The sequence below is a fragment of the Streptomyces violaceus genome (assembly GCF_036014075.1).
Lineage (GTDB): Bacteria > Actinomycetota > Actinomycetes > Streptomycetales > Streptomycetaceae > Streptomyces > Streptomyces violaceus.
In genome coordinates, this window is the sequence record NZ_CP107911.1 from 2,803,083 (window position 1) to 2,819,660 (window position 16,578).

Sequence of the window (16,578 nt, forward strand, 5' to 3'; positions counted from 1 at the left end):
CAAGCTGAAGATCCCTTCAGGGGGCTTCAGGTTCCTCTCAGCCTCGATCAGCCACCTTGGAACACGTCGAAAACGAAACGACTCGGGAGGAACCCCCATGAAGCGCAACATCGTGATCGCCGCTGTGACCGCTGCCGCTCTGATCGGAGGCGGTACGGCCACGGCCCTCGCGACCACGGGAGACGGCGGGGGCTCGGCGCAGCAGACGGCGAACACGCGGCTGTCGGACGACGACGTCCGCGACGACCAGGACGACCGCGACGACGACAAGGGCCAGGACGACGACGCCGCGCAGGCCGCTTCCGGCGACGTGACGGCGCCCGAGGCGATCGCCTCCGCGCTGAAGCACACGTCCGGCACGGTCGTGTCCGCCGAGCTGGACGACGAGGACGACAGCGGCAAGGTGATCTGGAAGGTCGACGTCCTGTCCGGTGACAACACCTGGCACAGCGTCCACGTCGACCCGTCCAACGGCAAGGTCCTCGGTGCGCACACCGACGACGAGGACGACACGGCGCAGGTCCGGGCGGCCCTGAAGGGCTCCTCCGTGACGGCCGAGCAGGCCGCGAAGGCTGCCGCCGGCAAGGGCACGGTGACGTCCGTCGACCTGGACGAGGACGGCAAGAACAAGTCCTGGGAGGCCGAGACCCGCAAGTCCGGCGGCGCCGAGCAGGACTGGAAGATCGACCTCAACACGGGCAAGGTCACGGCGGACCGCGCGGACGACCAGGACGACACCGACGACCAGGACTGACCTGCCACTGCCAATTTCAACCGCCCCGGCGTCTCCGCTGACGCCGGGGCGTTGCGCAACCCGGCGGAGCGGGGTGCCTCCCCCACTCTCGGCTTCGCTCGAGCGGGGGGACCCCCACCGCCCACCCGTGCCGCCCTAGCGGCACGCATGCCCGCAGCTAGGTACGCACGGAAGGGGACGTGTCGGGGGGGTGTCCGCCCGCAGCTGGTTGGCGCGTCAACGAACAGTCAGTCGGCGTGAGACCCCATCGCGCCGTTCCGAGGACGAACACCCCCCGACACGGCCCCGACCCACCACCGGCGATCAGGCGCTACACGCACACACCCGCGCCACTCACCCCTCCGTCAACCCCGCCACCAGCTCATCAGCCGCCCGATAAGGATCCAGCTCCCCGGCCACGATCCGCTCGGCCAACGCCCCCAGCCGCCGGTCGCCGTGCAGATCCCCGATCCGCTCCCGCAGCGCCGTCACCGCGATCGTCTCGACCTCCCGCGCCGCCCGGGACGCCCGCCGCTCCGCGAGCACCCCCCGCTCCTCCATCCAGGCCCGATGCTTCTCCAGAGCCTCGACGACCTCGTCCATGCCCTCGCCCCGCGCGGCGACCGTCTTGACGATCGGCGGACGCCAGTCCCCCGGCCCCCGGGACTCCCCGAGCCCCAGCATGTGGTTCAGCTCGCGGGCCGTCGCATCGGCCCCGTCCCGGTCGGCCTTGTTCACGACGTACACGTCGCCGATCTCCAGGATCCCGGCCTTGGCCGCCTGGATCCCGTCCCCCATCCCCGGCGCCAGCAGCACCACGGACGTGTCCGCCTGCGAGGCGATCTCCACCTCGGACTGCCCGACCCCCACCGTTTCGACGAGGATCACGTCACAGCCCGCAGCGTCCAGCACCCGGATCGCCTGGGGCGCGGCCCACGCGAGCCCGCCCAGATGCCCCCGCGTCGCCATCGAACGGATGTACACACCGGGATCCGACGCGTGCTCCGACATCCGCACCCGGTCCCCGAGCAGCGCCCCGCCCGAGAACGGGGACGACGGGTCGACGGCGAGCACGCCGACCCGCTTCCCCTGCTTGCGATACGCCGTCACCAGCGCCGACGTGGACGTGGACTTGCCGACCCCGGGCGACCCGGTCAGCCCCACCACATACGCCCCACCCGTCAGCGGCGCCAGCGCCGCCATGACCTCCCGCAGCTGCGGGGACGCCCCCTCCACCAGGGAGATCAACCGGGCCACGGCCCGCGGCCGGCCCTCCCTGGCCTGGGCGACCAGCGTGGAGACGTCCTGCATCACAGCTCCGTTCATGAAGGAAAGGCCCGAAACCGAAAACCGGTGCTCAGACCTTCGGTACCCGCACGATCAGCGCGTCACCCTGACCACCGCCACCGCACAGCGCGGCCGCGCCCACGCCACCGCCCCGCCGCTTCAACTCCAGCGCGAGATGCAGCACGAGCCGGGCACCGGACATCCCGATCGGGTGCCCCAGGGCGATGGCACCGCCGTTGACATTCACCTTTTCGGTGGACACCCCAAGATCCTTCATTGACTGCACGGCCACCGCCGCGAACGCCTCGTTGATCTCGACGAGATCGAGATCCTCGACGCCCCGCCCCTCCTTCTTCAGCGCGTGCAGGATCGCGTTGGACGGCTGGGACTGCAGCGAGTTGTCCGGCCCGGCCACGTTCCCGTGCGCCCCGATCTCGGCGATCCACTCCAGGCCGAGTTCCTGGGCCTTGGCCTTGCTCATCACCACGACGGCCGCAGCGCCGTCGGAGATCTGCGACGCCGAACCGGCGGTGATCGTGCCGTCCTTGGCGAACGCCGGCCGGAGCTTCCCGAGCGACTCGGCCGTCGTGTCGCCCCGGATGCCCTCGTCCTTGCTGAAAAGCACCGGGTCGCCCTTGCGCTGCGGGATCTCGACGGGCGTGATCTCGGCGTCGAACAGGCCGTTCTTCTGCGCGGCGGCGGCCCGCTGGTGCGACAGCGCGGCGATCTCGTCCTGCTCGGCCCGGCCGATGCCCAGCCGGGTGTTGTGCTTCTCCGTCGACTCGCCCATGGCGACGTTCTCGAAGGAGTCGGTCAGCCCGTCGTACGCCATGGCGTCGATCATCTCGACGGCGCCGTACTTGAAGCCCTCGCGGGACTTGGGCAGCAGATGCGGGGCGTTGGTCATGGACTCCTGACCGCCGGCGACAACCACGTCGAACTCACCCGCGCGGATCAGCTGGTCGGCCAGCGCGATCGCGTCCAGGCCCGACAGACACACCTTGTTGATGGTCAGCGCGGGCACGCTCATCGGGATGCCGGCCTTGACCGCGGCCTGGCGTGCCGGGATCTGCCCCGCCCCGGCCTGGAGCACCTGCCCCATGATCACGTACTGCACCTGGTCGCCGCCGATCCCCGCACGGTCGAGGGCGGCCTTGATCGCGAAGCCGCCGAGGTCGGCTCCGGAGAAGGACTTCAGCGACCCGAGCAACCGCCCCATCGGAGTACGGGCGCCCGCCACGATCACGGACGTCGAGCCGTTGGTCCCAGAAGTTCCAGGAGTTCCAGAAGACATGAGCTGCGATCCCCTTACCGGCTGCACAGCCGAGGAGTGAACGAGGGTTTACTTCGAATGTACTGACCAGTACTCCACCCCGTCATCGGGCTGTCGGTGTGATCGCGCGCACGTTGCGTAACCACCTCCGGAGCGCTGCACTGAATCCATGCTGACGCGAATCGACCACATCGGAATCGCCTGTTTCGACCTCGACAAGACCGTCGAGTTCTACCGTGCCACCTATGGCTTCGAGGTGTTCCACTCCGAGGTCAACGAGGAGCAGGGCGTGCGCGAGGCCATGCTCAAGATCAACGATACGTCCGACGGCGGCGCCTCGTACCTGCAGCTTCTCGAACCCACCCGCCCGGACTCCACCGTCGCGAAGTGGCTCGACAAGAACGGCGAGGGCGTCCACCACATCGCTTTCGGTACGGCGGACGTGGACGCAGAGTCGGCCGGGATCCGCGACAAGGGCGTACGCGTGCTGTACGAAGAGCCGCGACGCGGTTCCATGGGGTCACGGATCACCTTCCTTCACCCCAAGGACTGTCATGGCGTACTGACAGAACTGGTCACTTCGGCGCCCGTTGAGTCACAGGAGCACTGACCCTCGTACATAAGGGCCGGTAGGGTTGGGTGCGGTCGCCGCTCAATCTGTGGCGATCGCATTCCGGGGTCCGGGTTTCGGGGGACGAGCGTCGGGGCAGCAGCCCATGCTCCGCCGATGATCTGACACCATTCCCCGGGGGCCCCGTTCGGCGGATGGACGGAGCTCGTTTGGAGAGAGTTGCGACCAGGGGACGGATGGGACCGCGCAGTGCGGGGCTACGAGAGCCAGGAGCGAGAGCCGGCGGCTGACGTCGACCACCTCTCTCGGTTCGAAGCCGAGATGAAGCGGCTGAAGACCGAGCGGGAAAAGGCGATCCAGCACGCCGAGGACCTCGGCTACCAGGTCGAGGTGCTGCGTGCCAAGCTGCACGAGGCGCGGCGCACCATCATGTCCCGGCCCTCCTTCGAGGGGGGCGACATCGGCTGGCAGGCCGAGCAGTTGCTGCGCAACGCTCAGATGCAGGCCGACCAGATCCGGACGGACGCCGACCGCGAGCTGAGCGAGGCCCGGGCGCAGACCCAGCGGATCCTCCAGGAGCACGCCGAGCAGGCGGCCCGGCTCCAGTCGGAGCTGCACCAGGAGGCGGTGACCCGCCGCCAACAGCTCGACCAGGAGCTGGCCGAGCGCCGCCAGACGGTCGAGTCGCACGTCAACGAGAACGTGGCCTGGGCAGAGCAGTTGCGGGCCCGCACGGAGCAGCAGGCCCGGCGCCTGCTGGAGGAGTCCCGGGCCGAGGCCGAGCAGGCCTTGGCCACGGCCCGCGCGGAGGCCGAGCGGCTTGCGACCGAGGCCCGGCAGCGGCTGACGAACTCGGCCGAGGAAGCCCGCGCCGAGGCCGAGCAGATCCTGCGCCGCGCCCGTACGGACGCCGAGCGGCTCCTCAACGCCGCCTCTTCGCAGGCCCAGGAGGCCACGGACCACGCCGAGCAGCTGCGGACGTCCACCGCCACCGAGTCGGAGTCCGCGCGCCGCGAGGCCACGGAGCTGAGCAAGGCCGCCGAGCAGCGGATGGCCGAGGCCGAGGAGGCGCTGCGCAAGGCGCAGGCCGAGTCGGAGAAGCTGGTCACGGAGGCCAAGGAGGCCGCCGCCAAGGCCCTGGCCAGCGCCGAGTCCGCGAACGAGACGCGTACGCGCACCGCCAAGGAGCAGGTCGCCCGGCTGGTCGAGGAGGCCACGAAGGAGTTCGAGAACACCAAGGCCGAGGCCGAGCAGCTCGTCGCCGACGCCCGCGCCGAGGCCGAGAAGATCGTCGCGGAGGCCTCCGAGAAGGCCCGTACGTCCACCGCCGAGGAGACCGCGACCCAGCTCTCCAAGGCGGCCAGGACCGCCGAGGAGGTCCTCAACAAGGCGTCCGAGGACGCCAAGAAGACCACCAAGGCCGCAGCGGAGGAGGCCGAGCGGATCCGCTCTGAGGCCGAGGCCGAGGCGGACCGGCTGCGCGCCGAGGCGCACGACATCGCCGAGGAGCTCAAGGGCACGGCGAAGGACGACACCAAGGAGTACCGCGCCAAGACGGTCGAGCTGCAGGAGGAGGCCCGTCGGCTGCGCGGCGACGCCGAGCAGCTGCGGGCGGACGCCGTCGAAGAGGGCGAGAAGATCCGCGCCGAGGCCCGCAAGGAGGCCGTAGCGCAGATCGAGGAGGCGGCGAGGTCCGCCGAGGAGCTGCTCGCCAAGGCCAAGGCGGACGCGGACGAGCTGCGCACGAACGCCCAGGGGGACAGCGAGAAGGTCCGCACCGAGGCCATCGAGCGGGCGACGACCCTGCGCCGGCAGGCCGAGGAGACCCTTCAGCGCACCCGGCAGGAGGCCGAGCGGCACCGCGAGGAGGTCGTCGAGCAGGCCGAGGCCCTCAAGGCGGACGCCGAGCGCGCGGTGGTGGAGCTGCACGAGGAGACCGAGCGCGCCATAGAGGCCCGCCGTACGGAGGCCGCCGCGGAGCTGACGCGGCTCCAGACGGAGGCCGAGGAGCGGCTGACGGCCGCCGAGCAGGCGCTGTCGGACGCCCGTGAGGAGGCCGCGCGGATCCGCCGCGAGGCCGCCGAGGAGAACGAGCGGCTGCGCGACGAGGCCGCCGAGCGGATCCGTACGCTCCGGGAGCAGGCCGAGACAGAGGCCGAGCGGCTGCGCGATGAGGCCGCTTCCGACGCGTCCGCCTCGCGTGCCGAGGGCGAGGCCGTCGCCGTACGCCTGCGCTCGGAGGCCTCGAACGAGGCCGAGCGGCTGAAGTCGGAGGCGCAGGAGAGCGCCGACCGGATGCGCGCGGAGGCGCAGGCCGCCGCCGAGCGGCTCGCCACGGAGGCGTCCGAGACGCTGGCCGCCGCCCAGGAGGAGGCCAACCGCCGGCGCCGCGAGGCCGAGGAGCTCCTCGGCAGCGCCCGGCAGGAGGCCGACCAGGAGCGCGAGCGGGCCCGCGAGCAGAGCGAGGAGCTGCTGGCTTCGGCGCGCAAGCGCGTGGAGGAGGCGCAGACCGAGGCCGTGCGGCTGGTCGAGGAGGCCGACCGGCGGGCCACGGAGATGGTGTCGGCCGCCGAACAGCACGCCCAGCAGGTACGGGACTCCGTCGCGGGGCTGCACGAGCAGGCCCAGGACGAGATCGCCGGGCTGCGCAGCGCCGCCGAGCACGTCGCGGACCGGACGCGGCGGGAGGCTCAGGAGGAGGCGGACCGGGTCCGTACCGACGCCTACGCGGAGCGGGAGCGGGCGAGCGAGGACGCCGGCCGGCTGCGGCGCGAGGCGCACGAGGAGACCGAGGCCGCCAAGGCGCTCGCCGAGCGCACGATGTCCGAGGCGATCACGGAGGCGGAGCGCATCCGTGCGGAGGTCTCCGAGCACGCCCAGCGGGTGCGCACGGAGGCGTCGGACGCCATCGCCGAGGCCGAGCAGAACGCCTCGCGCACCCGGGCGGATGCCCGTGAGGACGCCAACCGCATCCGGTCGGACGCGGCGACGCAGGCGGACACCCTCATCACCGAGGCGCGCAACGAGGCGGAGCGGCTCACGTCCGAGACGGTCACGGAGACGGACCGGCTGCGGATGGAGACGGTCGCCGAGGCCGAGCGGGTCCGCACCGAATCCCTGAACGAGGCCGAGCGGGTCCGGTCCGAGGCGGTCGCCAAGGCCGACCAGCTGGTCGGGGAGGCCACCGGAGAGGCGGAGCGGCTGCGGGCCGAGGCCGCCGAGACGGTCGGCTCGGCACAGCAGCACGCCGAGCGGGTCCGCAGCGAGGCCGGGCGCGTCAAGGCCGACGCGGAGGCGGAGGCGGAGCGGCTCGTCGCCACCGCGCGCGAGGAGGCCGACCGCACGCTGGACGAGGCCCGCAAGGACGCCAACAAGCGGCGCTCCGAGGCGGCCGAGCAGGTCGACAAGCTCATCACGGAGACCACGGCCGAGGCCGACAAGCTGCTGAGCGAGGCGCAGCAGCAGGCGCACAAGACCACGGCGGAGGCCGAGTCGCAGGCCGACACGATGGTGGGTGCGGCCCGCACGGAGGCCGACCGGCTGGTGTCCGAGGCGACGGTCGAGGGCAACTCGCTGGTGGAGAAGGCCCGTACGGACGCGGACGAGCTGCTGGTCGGCGCGCGCCGGGACGCCACGCAGATCAGGGAGCGCGCCGAGGAGCTGCGCGACCGCATCACGAGTGAGATCGAGGAACTGCACGAGCGGGCCCGCCGGGAGTCGGCCGAGACGATGAAGTCGGCGGGCGACCGCTGCGACGCGCTCGTCAAGGCCGCCGAGGAGCAGCTCGCGAAGGCGCAGGCGAAGGCCAAGGAGATCGTCTCGGAGGCCAACTCCGAGGCGGGCAAGGTCCGTATCGCCGCGGTGAAGAAGGCCGAGGGGCTGCTCAAGGAGGCCGAGCAGAAGAAGTCCACGCTGGTCCGGGAGGCCGAGGAGCTCAAGGCCGAGGCGATCCGCGAGGCCAAGCGCACGGTCGAGGAGGGCAAGCGCGAGCTGGAGGTTCTGGTCCGCCGCCGGGAGGACATCAACGCCGAGATCTCACGTGTCCAGGACGTCCTGGAGGCGTTGGAGTCCTTCGAGGCCCCGGCCGGGGGCAAGGACAACGGAGTCAAGGCGGGCGCGACAGTGGGCGCACCCCGTTCGGGTGGCAAGTCCTCGGAAAGCTAGGGCCTTCCGGTGGGCCGTGCCACACTTGGGCGGACGCTTCGGGGCCATGGCTGCGCGGGGGCGATGGGGTGCTCCCACAGCGAGAGACGCCCCGAACGGCAGGTCGATTCCGGTGTCATCCGGGGGCTTTGACCAAGTTTTGGCAAGCCCCCTGCCGCTTAGCCACCCAAAAGGGGTCTCATTTTCCGTATCAAACGCGCATCCGCTCGATGACACACCGTTTCGGCCCCTAGGATTCCACCTATCACCTCACCGGTCTCATTCGACAGGAACCCCATGAGCGACACTTCCCCCTACGGCTTCGAGCTTGTGCGGCGTGGATACGACCGCGCTCAGGTGGACGAACGTATCTCCAAGCTCGTCTCCGACCGTGACAGCGCTCTCGCCCGCATCACCGCTCTGGAAAAGCGCATCGAAGAGCTCCACCTCGAGACGCAGAACGCCCAGGCCCAGGTCACCGACGCCGAGCCGTCGTACGCGGGTCTCGGTGCGCGCGTGGAGAAGATTCTCCGCCTCGCCGAGGAAGAGGCGAAGGACCTGCGCGAGGAGGCCCGGCGCGCGGCCGAGCAGCACCGTGAGCTCGCCGAGTCGGCGGCCCAGCAGGTGCGCAACGACGCCGAGGCGTACTCCGCGGATCGCAAGGCGAAGGCCGAGGACGAGGGCCTGCGGATCGTCGAGAAGGCCAAGAGTGACGCCTCCCAGCTGCGTTCCGAGGCGCAGAAGGACGCGCAGTCCAAGCGCGAGGAGGCGGACGCCCTCTTCGAGGAGACCCGCGCCAAGGCCGCTCAGGCCGCCGCGGACTTCGAGACGAACCTCGCCAAGCGCCGCGAGCAGTCCGAGCGCGACCTGGCGTCCCGTCAGGCCAAGGCCGAGAAGCGCCTCGCCGAGATCGAGCACCGCGCCGAGCAGCTGCGTCTGGAGGCGGAGAAGCTGCGCACGGACGCCGAGCGCCGCGCCCGCCAGACGGTGGAGACGGCCCAGCGCCAGGCCGAGGACATCGTGGCCGACGCCAACGCCAAGGCCGACCGCATCCGTTCGGAATCCGAGCGCGAGCTGGCCGCCCTCACCAACCGCCGCGACAGCATCAACGCCCAGCTGACGAACGTCCGCGAGATGCTCGCGACGCTCACGGGCGCAGCGGTCGCCGCCGCCGGTACGCCGGCCGAGGACGAGCCGATCTCCCGTGGGGTCCCGGCCCAGCAGTCCCGGTAACACGCGGGCATACGGAGTCTGAATCTCCGAAAAGCCCTCTGCCGCTCGGGTGGCAGAGGGCTTTGTCCCGTTCTAGCGTGGCGGCATGATTGAGCTCGAGGGGCTGACCAAGCGTTACGGCGAGAAGGTGGCGGTCAACAACCTGTCCTTCACCGTCAGACCAGGCATCGTCACCGGCTTTCTCGGGCCCAACGGCGCGGGCAAGTCCACGACCATGCGGATGATCCTCGGTCTCGACCACCCCACCGCCGGCGACGTCCGTATCGACGGCAAGCACTACCAGCAGCTCAAGGACCCGCTGACGTACATCGGCGCCCTGCTGGAGGCCAAGGCCTGGCACGGCGGGCGCACCGCCTACAACCACCTGCTGTGCCTCGCACAGAGCAACGGCATTCCGCAGGGCCGGGTGCGGGAGGTGCTGGAGACGGTCGGGCTGACGGCGGTCGCCAAGAAGAAGACCAAGGGCTTCTCGATGGGCATGGGGCAGCGGCTCGGCATCGCGGCCGCGCTGCTCGGCGACCCGCGGATCCTGATGTTCGACGAGCCGGTCAACGGCCTCGACCCCGAGGGCATCCACTGGATCCGCACCCTGATGAAATCGCTGGCCGCGCAGGGCCGGACCGTGTTCGTCTCCTCCCATCTGATGAGCGAGATGGCCCTGACGGCCGAGCACCTCGTCGTCATCGGGCAGGGCCGGCTACTCGCGGACACCTCCATGGCCGACTTCATCGCGCGCAACTCACGGTCGTACGTCCGGGTCCGCAGCCCGCAGCGGGAGCGGCTGCTCGATGTGCTGCACCAGGCCGGGATCGTGGCCGTGGAGAGCGGCGAAGGGGTGCTGGAGGTGGACGGCGGCAAGGCCGAGCACGTCGGCGAGCTGGCGGCGCAGCACGGTCTCACACTGCACGAGCTGAGCCCGCAACAGGCCTCGCTGGAGGAGGCGTTCATGCAGCTGACCGCGGAGTCGGTGGAGTACCACGCACACAGCGAGACGAGCCCGCAGCCGCCACAGCAGCAGCAGTGGGGCGACGGCTGGAAGAGGGGCTGAGCATGGCGACGACCCAGGTCGTACGGTCGGAGTGGACCAAGATCCGGTCAGTGGCGTCCACGGTGTGGACGCTCTCGCTGGTGGTGGTCGTGACGGTCGCCCTCGGCATGCTGATCTCGGCGCTTTCTAAGAACGAGTTCGACAGCATGAACGCACGGGACCGGGCGGAGTTCGATCCGACGTTCATCAGTTTCGCGGGGATGAGCCTCGGCCAGCTGGCGATGATCGTGTTCGGCGTGCTGGTGGTGTCGAACGAGTACAGCACCGGCATGATCCGCACCTCGCTGGCCGCCGTGCCGCAGCGCGGCTCCTTTCTGTTCAGCAAGATCGCGGTGGCCAGTGGTCTCGCCCTTCTGGTCGGTCTCGTCACCAGCTTCGCCGCGTTCTTCCTGGGGCAGGCGATGCTCGGCGGGCACCGGGCGGAGATCGGCGACCCGGGTGTGCTGCGGGCCGTGCTCGGCGGCGGCCTCTACATGGCACTCATCGCGATGTTCTCCATGGGCGTCGCCGCGATGCTGCGCTCGCCGATGCTGTCGCTGGGCATCCTGATGCCGTTCTTCTTCCTGATCTCCAACATCCTCGGCAATGTCGACGCGACGAAGAAGGTCGGCCGGTATCTGCCCGACCAGGCCGGCAGCAAGATCATGCAGGTGGTCACGCCGATCGACGACGACACCCCGTACGGGCCATGGGGCGGCCTCGGAATCATGGGGCTGTGGGTGCTCGCGGCCCTGATCGGCGGGTACGTGTTGCTGAAGAAGCGCGACGCCTGAGCCGGCAGGGTCTGAAGGAGGATGTCGGGGCGCGTGGGGCCCCACCCTTTACTTTGATTTGGGCGGAACCGTCAGCGCCTCGATATCCTCCTAACCCTTACGGGGGGCGTGTGCCCCGCTGTCCTGAACCTTGCGATGGGTGCGGAGCATGATCGAAGCAGTCGGTTTGACTAAGCGCTACGGCGACAAGACCGCTGTGTACAACCTTTCCTTCCAGGTGCGGCCCGGAGCCGTCACCGGCTTCCTCGGGCCGAACGGCTCGGGCAAGTCGACGACGATGCGGATGATCCTCGGCCTGGACAACCCGACGGCCGGGCAGGTGACGATCGGGGGCTATCCGTATCGCAAGCTGCCCAACGCCCCCCGCCAGGTCGGGGCCCTGCTGGACGCCAAGGCCGTGCACGGCGGCCGGGCCGCCCGCAATCACCTGCTGTGCCTGGCGCAGCTGTCCGGCATCCCGGCCAGGCGTGTGGACGAGGTGCTCGGGGTCGTCGGTCTGCAGGACGTGGCCAGGAAGCGGTCCAAGGGCTTCTCGCTCGGCATGGGACAGCGGCTCGGCATCGCCGCCGCGCTGCTCGGCGACCCGCAGGTGCTGCTGTTCGACGAGCCGGTCAACGGCCTCGATCCCGAGGGCATCCTCTGGGTGCGCAACCTGATGAAGGCGCTGGCATCGGAGGGCCGTACGGTCTTCGTCTCCTCCCATCTGATGAGCGAGATGGCGCTGACCGCCGACCACCTCATCGTCATCGGGCGCGGACAGCTGCTCGCCGACATGAGCGTCACGGACTTCATCTCCGCGAACTCCGCGGACTTCGCGCGGGTCCGCACCCCCGACACCGAGCCGCAGCAGCGCGAGAAGCTGTCGGCCGCGCTCACCGAGTCGGGCGGGCACGTGCTGCCCGAGCAGGACGGCGCGCTGCGGGTGACCGGGCTGCCGCTCCCCCGCATCAGCGACATCGCGCACACCGCCGACGTACGGCTGTGGGAGCTGTCGCCGCACCAGGCCTCGCTCGAGGAGGCGTACATGCGGATGACGCAGGGCGCCGTCGACTACCGCTCGACCATCGACCAGAAGGAAGGCCTCCAGCAGCCGCTGCCGCCCGGCGCGCAGCCGCCGATGCCGGTGCCGGGGCAGGGCCAGCCGGACTGGTACGCCCCGCCGCCGCCCCAGCAGGGCGGGCAGCCGCTCCCGATGCCGCCGCAGGGCGCGCCGGGTCAGGCCCCGGCGGGCCCGTACGGGGCTCCCGGGACTCCCGGCGCGCCCGGGTCCGCTCCGGCCGCCCCTGGCGCCTCCGGCGCGGGTGCACCCAACCCGTACGCCCAGCCCGCGCCCCAGGCGCCGCAGGCACCGCAGGCACCGCAGGCACCGCAGGCACCGCAGGCACCGCAGGCACCGCAGGCACCGACGCAGCCCGCACCACGGGCGCCGCAGGGCGGCCAGGCAGCCTCCGCCGCCCCGCAGGCGGCTGCCCAGCCGCCCGTGCCGCCACAGGCGCCCGCCGCCCCGCCGGCTCCCGCCCCGACCTCCGACCTGACCAAGCCCGAGGACGCCCGATGAGCAGCCCCCAGTCCCAGACGCCGCAGGCCGCGCCCAGCTGGCAGGCGGCGCCCGGTGCCACGCATCCCGCCTCCGGCGCCGCTTACCCCGCCTCCGGCTCGGCGTACCCCGGCTACACGTCGCCGATCCCGGTCGTGCGCACGCACCTCGGGCACGCCATCGCCTCCGAGTGGACGAAGATCAGGTCGGTGCGCTCCACGATGTGGACGCTCGGCGTGTTCGTCCTGCTCGTCGTCGGCATCGGCGTGCTGACCGGCGTGGTGGTGGCGAACTCCGACCCGGCCCTGTCCGGCGAGAGCCCGCTCGGCCTGGGCTTCTTCGGGCTGCTGCTGGGCAGCATGTGCCTCATCACGCTGGGCGTGCTGACCACGGCCTCGGAGTACGGCACCGGCATGGTCCGCACCACGATGGTCGCGTGCCCGAGCCGCGGCCGGGTGCTGGCGGCGAAGGCCATCGTGTTCTTCCTGGTCGCGTTCGTGGTGACGCTGGTGTCCTCGTCCCTCGTCGCCTTCCTGCACGTCGCCATGCTGGAGGGCGACGGCGCCAAGCCCCCCACCGGCGGGGAGTGGCTGAAGGCCACGGTCGGCATGTCGGCCTACGTCGCGCTGCTGGGCCTGCTCTCGCTCGCCGTCGGCTCGATCATCCGGCACTCGGCGGGCGCCATCACCATCATGATCGGCGCCGTGCTCGCCCCGCTGGTGATCGCGCTGTTCATGTTCTCGGAGTCGCTGGTGGCCGTGCGCGACGCCCTGTTCGAGTACTCCATCCCGAACCAGCTGAGCATCTTCTACGCCAACTCCCTCAGCGAGTCCGGCCCGTCGGGCTGGGACCCGCTGTGGATCATCCTCGCCTCGACGGCCGTCGCGTTCGCCGCCGCCTTCGCGCTGCTGGAGAAGCGGGACGTCTGAGTTCCCTCAGAATCTGGGCGAGTTACGGGACCGCCGCACCCCCGGGGTGCGGCGGTCCCGCGCGTTCCAGCAGGCCTTGTGCCAGTGCCGGCGATCGTCGACGCCCGTGTGCTCGGACCAGGCCACCACGTGCGGCACACCGTCGGGGATCAGCTGGTCGCAGCCGGGGCAGCGGTACGACTTGCCCTGCGCGCTCGCACCGGCCACATGCCGCACGCTCCAGTTCTCACCCTGCCAGTTCTCCGAGGACTGCCAGCCGCCGTAGCGGCCGGGGCTGTCGTCCTCGGCGCTCCGGCCGGACGAACCGGCATCCTTGGGTCGGTTACGACGCGGGGACACGGGACACCTCTCGGGGCTATACAGGGAGCACGGGCCGTGTCCAGCCTACGTGGCGCGGACGAGGGTACGCGTACGGCACCAATCGCCACAAGTCCCTCTCCGGGCGAGGCGGGTGCTCGCCGGGCCCCCAGCGGAACGCCCCATTCTGCAGACAATCCGCAAAATACTCCGCCCGGCCGTGTCCTCGGCACGTGTCAGACGGTTATGCCCTGTGGGGGAGCTCCGTGTCGGAGCCAAGGAAGCAGGAAAGCAATGCACGTTGGAAGTTTCGTGTTGGCGGCCCAGTTCCCCGGTCAGGGCGAGGGAGAAGCGCTGCACCGCGCGGTCCGCTCGGCCGAGGTGGCCGAGGAGTCGGGGCTCCACGCGGTCTGGCTGGCCGAGCACCACTTCGTGCCGTACGGCACGTGCCCGTCGGCCATCACTCTGGCCGCCTTTCTGCTCGGCCGCACCCGCCGTATCCGGGTCGGTACGGCGGTCAGCGTCCTGCCCACCGCCCACCCCGTGGCCCTCGGCGAACAGGCCGCGCTGCTGCACCACACGAGCGGCGGCCGGTTCACGCTCGGCGTCGGGCGCGGCGGCCCATGGGTCGACCTGGAGGTGTTCGGCGCGGGCCTCGAGGCGTACGAGAAGGGGTTCCCGGAGGGCCTGGACCTCCTGGAGCGCTGGCTGCGCGAACCGTCCGTGGCGGCCGACGGGGAGCGCTTCCGCTTCCGTGAAGTCCCGGTGGTCCCCCGGCCCGCGGAGGCCCTGACCGACGTCCAGGGGCCCGAGCTGGTCGTCGCCTGCACCTCCCCGGCGAGCGTGCGGCTGGCCGCCGAGCGCGGTCTCTCGATGTTGCTCGGGATGCATGTGGGGGACGAGGAGAAGGCCGAGATGGTCGCCCTGTGGCGGCAGCACGCGCGGGCGTGCGGCCGGCCCGCCGAGGAGATCCTCGGCGCGTCCCATGTGTCGGCGGGCGTCTGCCAGATCGCGGACCGGCGCGTCGACGCGGCCGAGACGCTCATGAAGGCGATGCCGGGCTGGCTGAAGCAGGGCCTGGAGGCGCATGTCACGGTCGACGGGCGCACACGCCGGATGCGCGACCCACTGGCGTACACCGAACTGCTCTGCGGGCTGCACCCGGTGGGGACGCCGCGGCTGTGCGCCGACCGGCTGGCGGCGACCAGCGAGCGGACCGGCATCTCCCGCTTCGCCCTGCTCGTCGAGGGCTCCGGGGACCTGGCGGCGACCGAGGAGAACGTACGGCGGCTGGGGACCGAGGTGCTCCCCCAACTCGTCTGAGAGCGCGGTGAATTCCTGGGGGCTTGCCGCTCCGGTACAAAAGCGCACCTCCCCCGCACGGAGCGGCAAGCAAGCGGCGCCGCGTCAGCAGTCCCGGAACTCGGGTGACTGGTTCAGCACCTGGCTGCGGACCGAGGTGAAGCGGCCCAGCTTCTCGTCGACCGAGGAGTCAAGCGGGAACACGGCTACCCGGTGGCAGTTCTGAAAAGCCAGCCGCACACCGAAGTGCCGTTGCAACGCGCCGCGTATCGCGTCACTCGCAAGCGCACGCAGCAACTGCCCGCGTGCCTGCTCGTCCGGCGGAGGCGTCTGGTTGTCGGCGAACGCACCGCCGTCCACCTTCAGCTGGGCCACCAGGGAGCTGATCATCTCCCACGCATAGGGCAGGGAGGTCCGGACGCAGTCGACGAATTCCGCTTCGTCGACCTCGCCTCGCTCGGCCTGTTCGAGTAGGGCCGGTGAGACGTCGAGCGACATGAGTTCTCCTCTCGCACCCCCAACGAGCGGGGGTTGCCGGACAGATGGGGGAGGTTCGCGATACCGGACACGCTGCGTACACACCTCGCGACCTCCCGTTCATACGGTAAGCAACCGACGGTGACGGCACCAGGAGAATGCGCAGATGAGACACTCTCAATGAGCACACCGTGCACACAATCGGCCATTACCGAACACGTGTTTTCCAGGGCGAATCGCGTCGGCAGGCGCCCGTCGAGTAGCGTTGCCGACCATGCGTCTCGTCATTGCCCGCTGTTCCGTGGACTACGCCGGGCGGCTCACCGCCCACCTTCCCTCGGCCCCGCGCCTGATCCTGGTGAAGGCGGACGGCAGCGTCTCGATCCACGCCGACGACCGGGCCTACAAGCCCCTGAACTGGATGTCGCCGCCCTGCACGCTGAAGGAGGGCACCGGCGAGGAAGAGGGCGTCTGGACCGTCATCAACAAGGCGGGCGAGAAGCTCATCATCACGATGGAGGAGGTTCTCCACGACTCCTCGCACGAACTGGGCGTGGATCCCGGCCTGATCAAGGACGGCGTGGAAGCGCACCTCCAGGAGCTGCTCGCCGACCGCATCGAGACACTCGGCGACGGCTACACCCTGATCCGCCGCGAGTACCCGACGGCCATCGGGCCGGTGGACATCCTGTGCCGGGACGCCGACGGCAAGACCGTCGCGGTGGAGATCAAGCGGCGCGGTGAGATCGACGGCGTGGAGCAGCTGACGCGCTATCTGGAGCTGCTGAACCGCGATCCCCATCTCGCGCCGGTCCGCGGCGTCTTCGCCGCCCAGGAGATCAAGCCCCAGGCCCGCGTCCTCGCGACGGACCGGGGCATCGGCTGCCAGGTCCTCGACTACGACGCGATGCGCGGCATCGAGGACGACAAGCTGCGGCTGTTCTGACCCACCCCCGCCTTTGACACACCCCGTCC

At 70.7% G+C, this 16,578-nt stretch carries 14 protein-coding genes; 10 read left to right on the forward strand and 4 right to left on the reverse strand.

Features of this window, described 5'->3' with window-relative positions; genetic code table 11:
- Positions 1 to 97 precede the first annotated feature (97 nt).
- The gene (locus OG542_RS12380; RefSeq protein WP_328410645.1) at positions 98 to 754 is read left to right on the forward strand and encodes a PepSY domain-containing protein; all 657 of its coding nucleotides are present in this window, start codon (positions 98 to 100) and stop codon (positions 752 to 754) included.
- Between the two features lie 333 nt (positions 755 to 1,087).
- On the opposite strand, the gene meaB is transcribed toward OG542_RS12380, so the two are convergent.
- Positions 1,088 to 2,044, reverse strand: a complete 957-nt coding sequence (meaB, locus tag OG542_RS12385) for a methylmalonyl Co-A mutase-associated GTPase MeaB (RefSeq protein WP_184591835.1) — start codon at positions 2,042 to 2,044, stop codon at positions 1,088 to 1,090.
- 46 nt (positions 2,045 to 2,090) lie between these two features.
- A complete protein-coding gene (locus OG542_RS12390; protein WP_193480905.1) occupies positions 2,091 to 3,314 on the reverse strand; it encodes an acetyl-CoA C-acetyltransferase in 1,224 nt (407 codons plus the stop codon).
- Positions 3,315 to 3,462: 148 nt separating this feature from the next.
- Here OG542_RS12390 and mce point away from each other — a divergent pair, with 148 nt between their 5' ends.
- From mce to OG542_RS12425, 7 genes are all read left to right on the forward strand, one after another.
- Positions 3,463 to 3,903 (forward strand): methylmalonyl-CoA epimerase, encoded by a 441-nt coding sequence (gene mce, locus OG542_RS12395; protein ID WP_328410648.1) that lies wholly within the window; start codon positions 3,463 to 3,465, stop codon positions 3,901 to 3,903.
- A gap of 210 nt (positions 3,904 to 4,113) precedes the next feature.
- Positions 4,114 to 8,028 (forward strand): polarized growth protein Scy, encoded by a 3,915-nt coding sequence (gene scy, locus OG542_RS12400; RefSeq protein WP_311127781.1) that lies wholly within the window; start codon positions 4,114 to 4,116, stop codon positions 8,026 to 8,028.
- Positions 8,029 to 8,304: 276 nt separating this feature from the next.
- Positions 8,305 to 9,240 (forward strand): coiled-coil domain-containing protein, encoded by a 936-nt coding sequence (locus tag OG542_RS12405; protein ID WP_193480907.1) that lies wholly within the window; start codon positions 8,305 to 8,307, stop codon positions 9,238 to 9,240.
- A gap of 85 nt (positions 9,241 to 9,325) precedes the next feature.
- The gene (locus tag OG542_RS12410; protein WP_328410652.1) at positions 9,326 to 10,288 is read left to right on the forward strand and encodes an ABC transporter ATP-binding protein; all 963 of its coding nucleotides are present in this window, start codon (positions 9,326 to 9,328) and stop codon (positions 10,286 to 10,288) included.
- Between the two features lie 2 nt (positions 10,289 to 10,290).
- A complete protein-coding gene (locus tag OG542_RS12415) occupies positions 10,291 to 11,061 on the forward strand; it encodes an ABC transporter permease (protein ID WP_311127779.1) in 771 nt (256 codons plus the stop codon).
- Between the two features lie 148 nt (positions 11,062 to 11,209).
- Complete coding sequence (locus OG542_RS12420; RefSeq protein WP_328410655.1) at positions 11,210 to 12,619, forward strand: ABC transporter ATP-binding protein; 1,410 nt, start codon at positions 11,210 to 11,212, stop codon at positions 12,617 to 12,619.
- The gene (locus tag OG542_RS12425) at positions 12,616 to 13,527 is read left to right on the forward strand and encodes an ABC transporter permease subunit (protein ID WP_328410657.1); all 912 of its coding nucleotides are present in this window, start codon (positions 12,616 to 12,618) and stop codon (positions 13,525 to 13,527) included. Before OG542_RS12420 ends, OG542_RS12425 begins: the two co-directional genes overlap by 4 nt.
- Before the next feature lie 6 nt (positions 13,528 to 13,533).
- On the opposite strand, the gene OG542_RS12430 is transcribed toward OG542_RS12425, so the two are convergent.
- Positions 13,534 to 13,866, reverse strand: a complete 333-nt coding sequence (locus OG542_RS12430; protein WP_261683981.1) for an ATP/GTP-binding protein — start codon at positions 13,864 to 13,866, stop codon at positions 13,534 to 13,536.
- 252 nt (positions 13,867 to 14,118) lie between these two features.
- Between OG542_RS12430 and OG542_RS12435 the strand changes: the two genes are divergently transcribed.
- Positions 14,119 to 15,147 (forward strand): LLM class flavin-dependent oxidoreductase, encoded by a 1,029-nt coding sequence (locus tag OG542_RS12435; protein WP_328410659.1) that lies wholly within the window; start codon positions 14,119 to 14,121, stop codon positions 15,145 to 15,147.
- An 84-nt stretch (positions 15,148 to 15,231) separates the two neighbouring features.
- On the opposite strand, the gene OG542_RS12440 is transcribed toward OG542_RS12435, so the two are convergent.
- Complete coding sequence (locus tag OG542_RS12440) at positions 15,232 to 15,624, reverse strand: SCO5389 family protein (protein WP_030246492.1); 393 nt, start codon at positions 15,622 to 15,624, stop codon at positions 15,232 to 15,234.
- A gap of 253 nt (positions 15,625 to 15,877) precedes the next feature.
- Between OG542_RS12440 and nucS the strand changes: the two genes are divergently transcribed.
- The gene (nucS, locus tag OG542_RS12445) at positions 15,878 to 16,549 is read left to right on the forward strand and encodes an endonuclease NucS (RefSeq protein ID WP_184590411.1); all 672 of its coding nucleotides are present in this window, start codon (positions 15,878 to 15,880) and stop codon (positions 16,547 to 16,549) included.
- Positions 16,550 to 16,578: the final 29 nt, after the last annotated feature.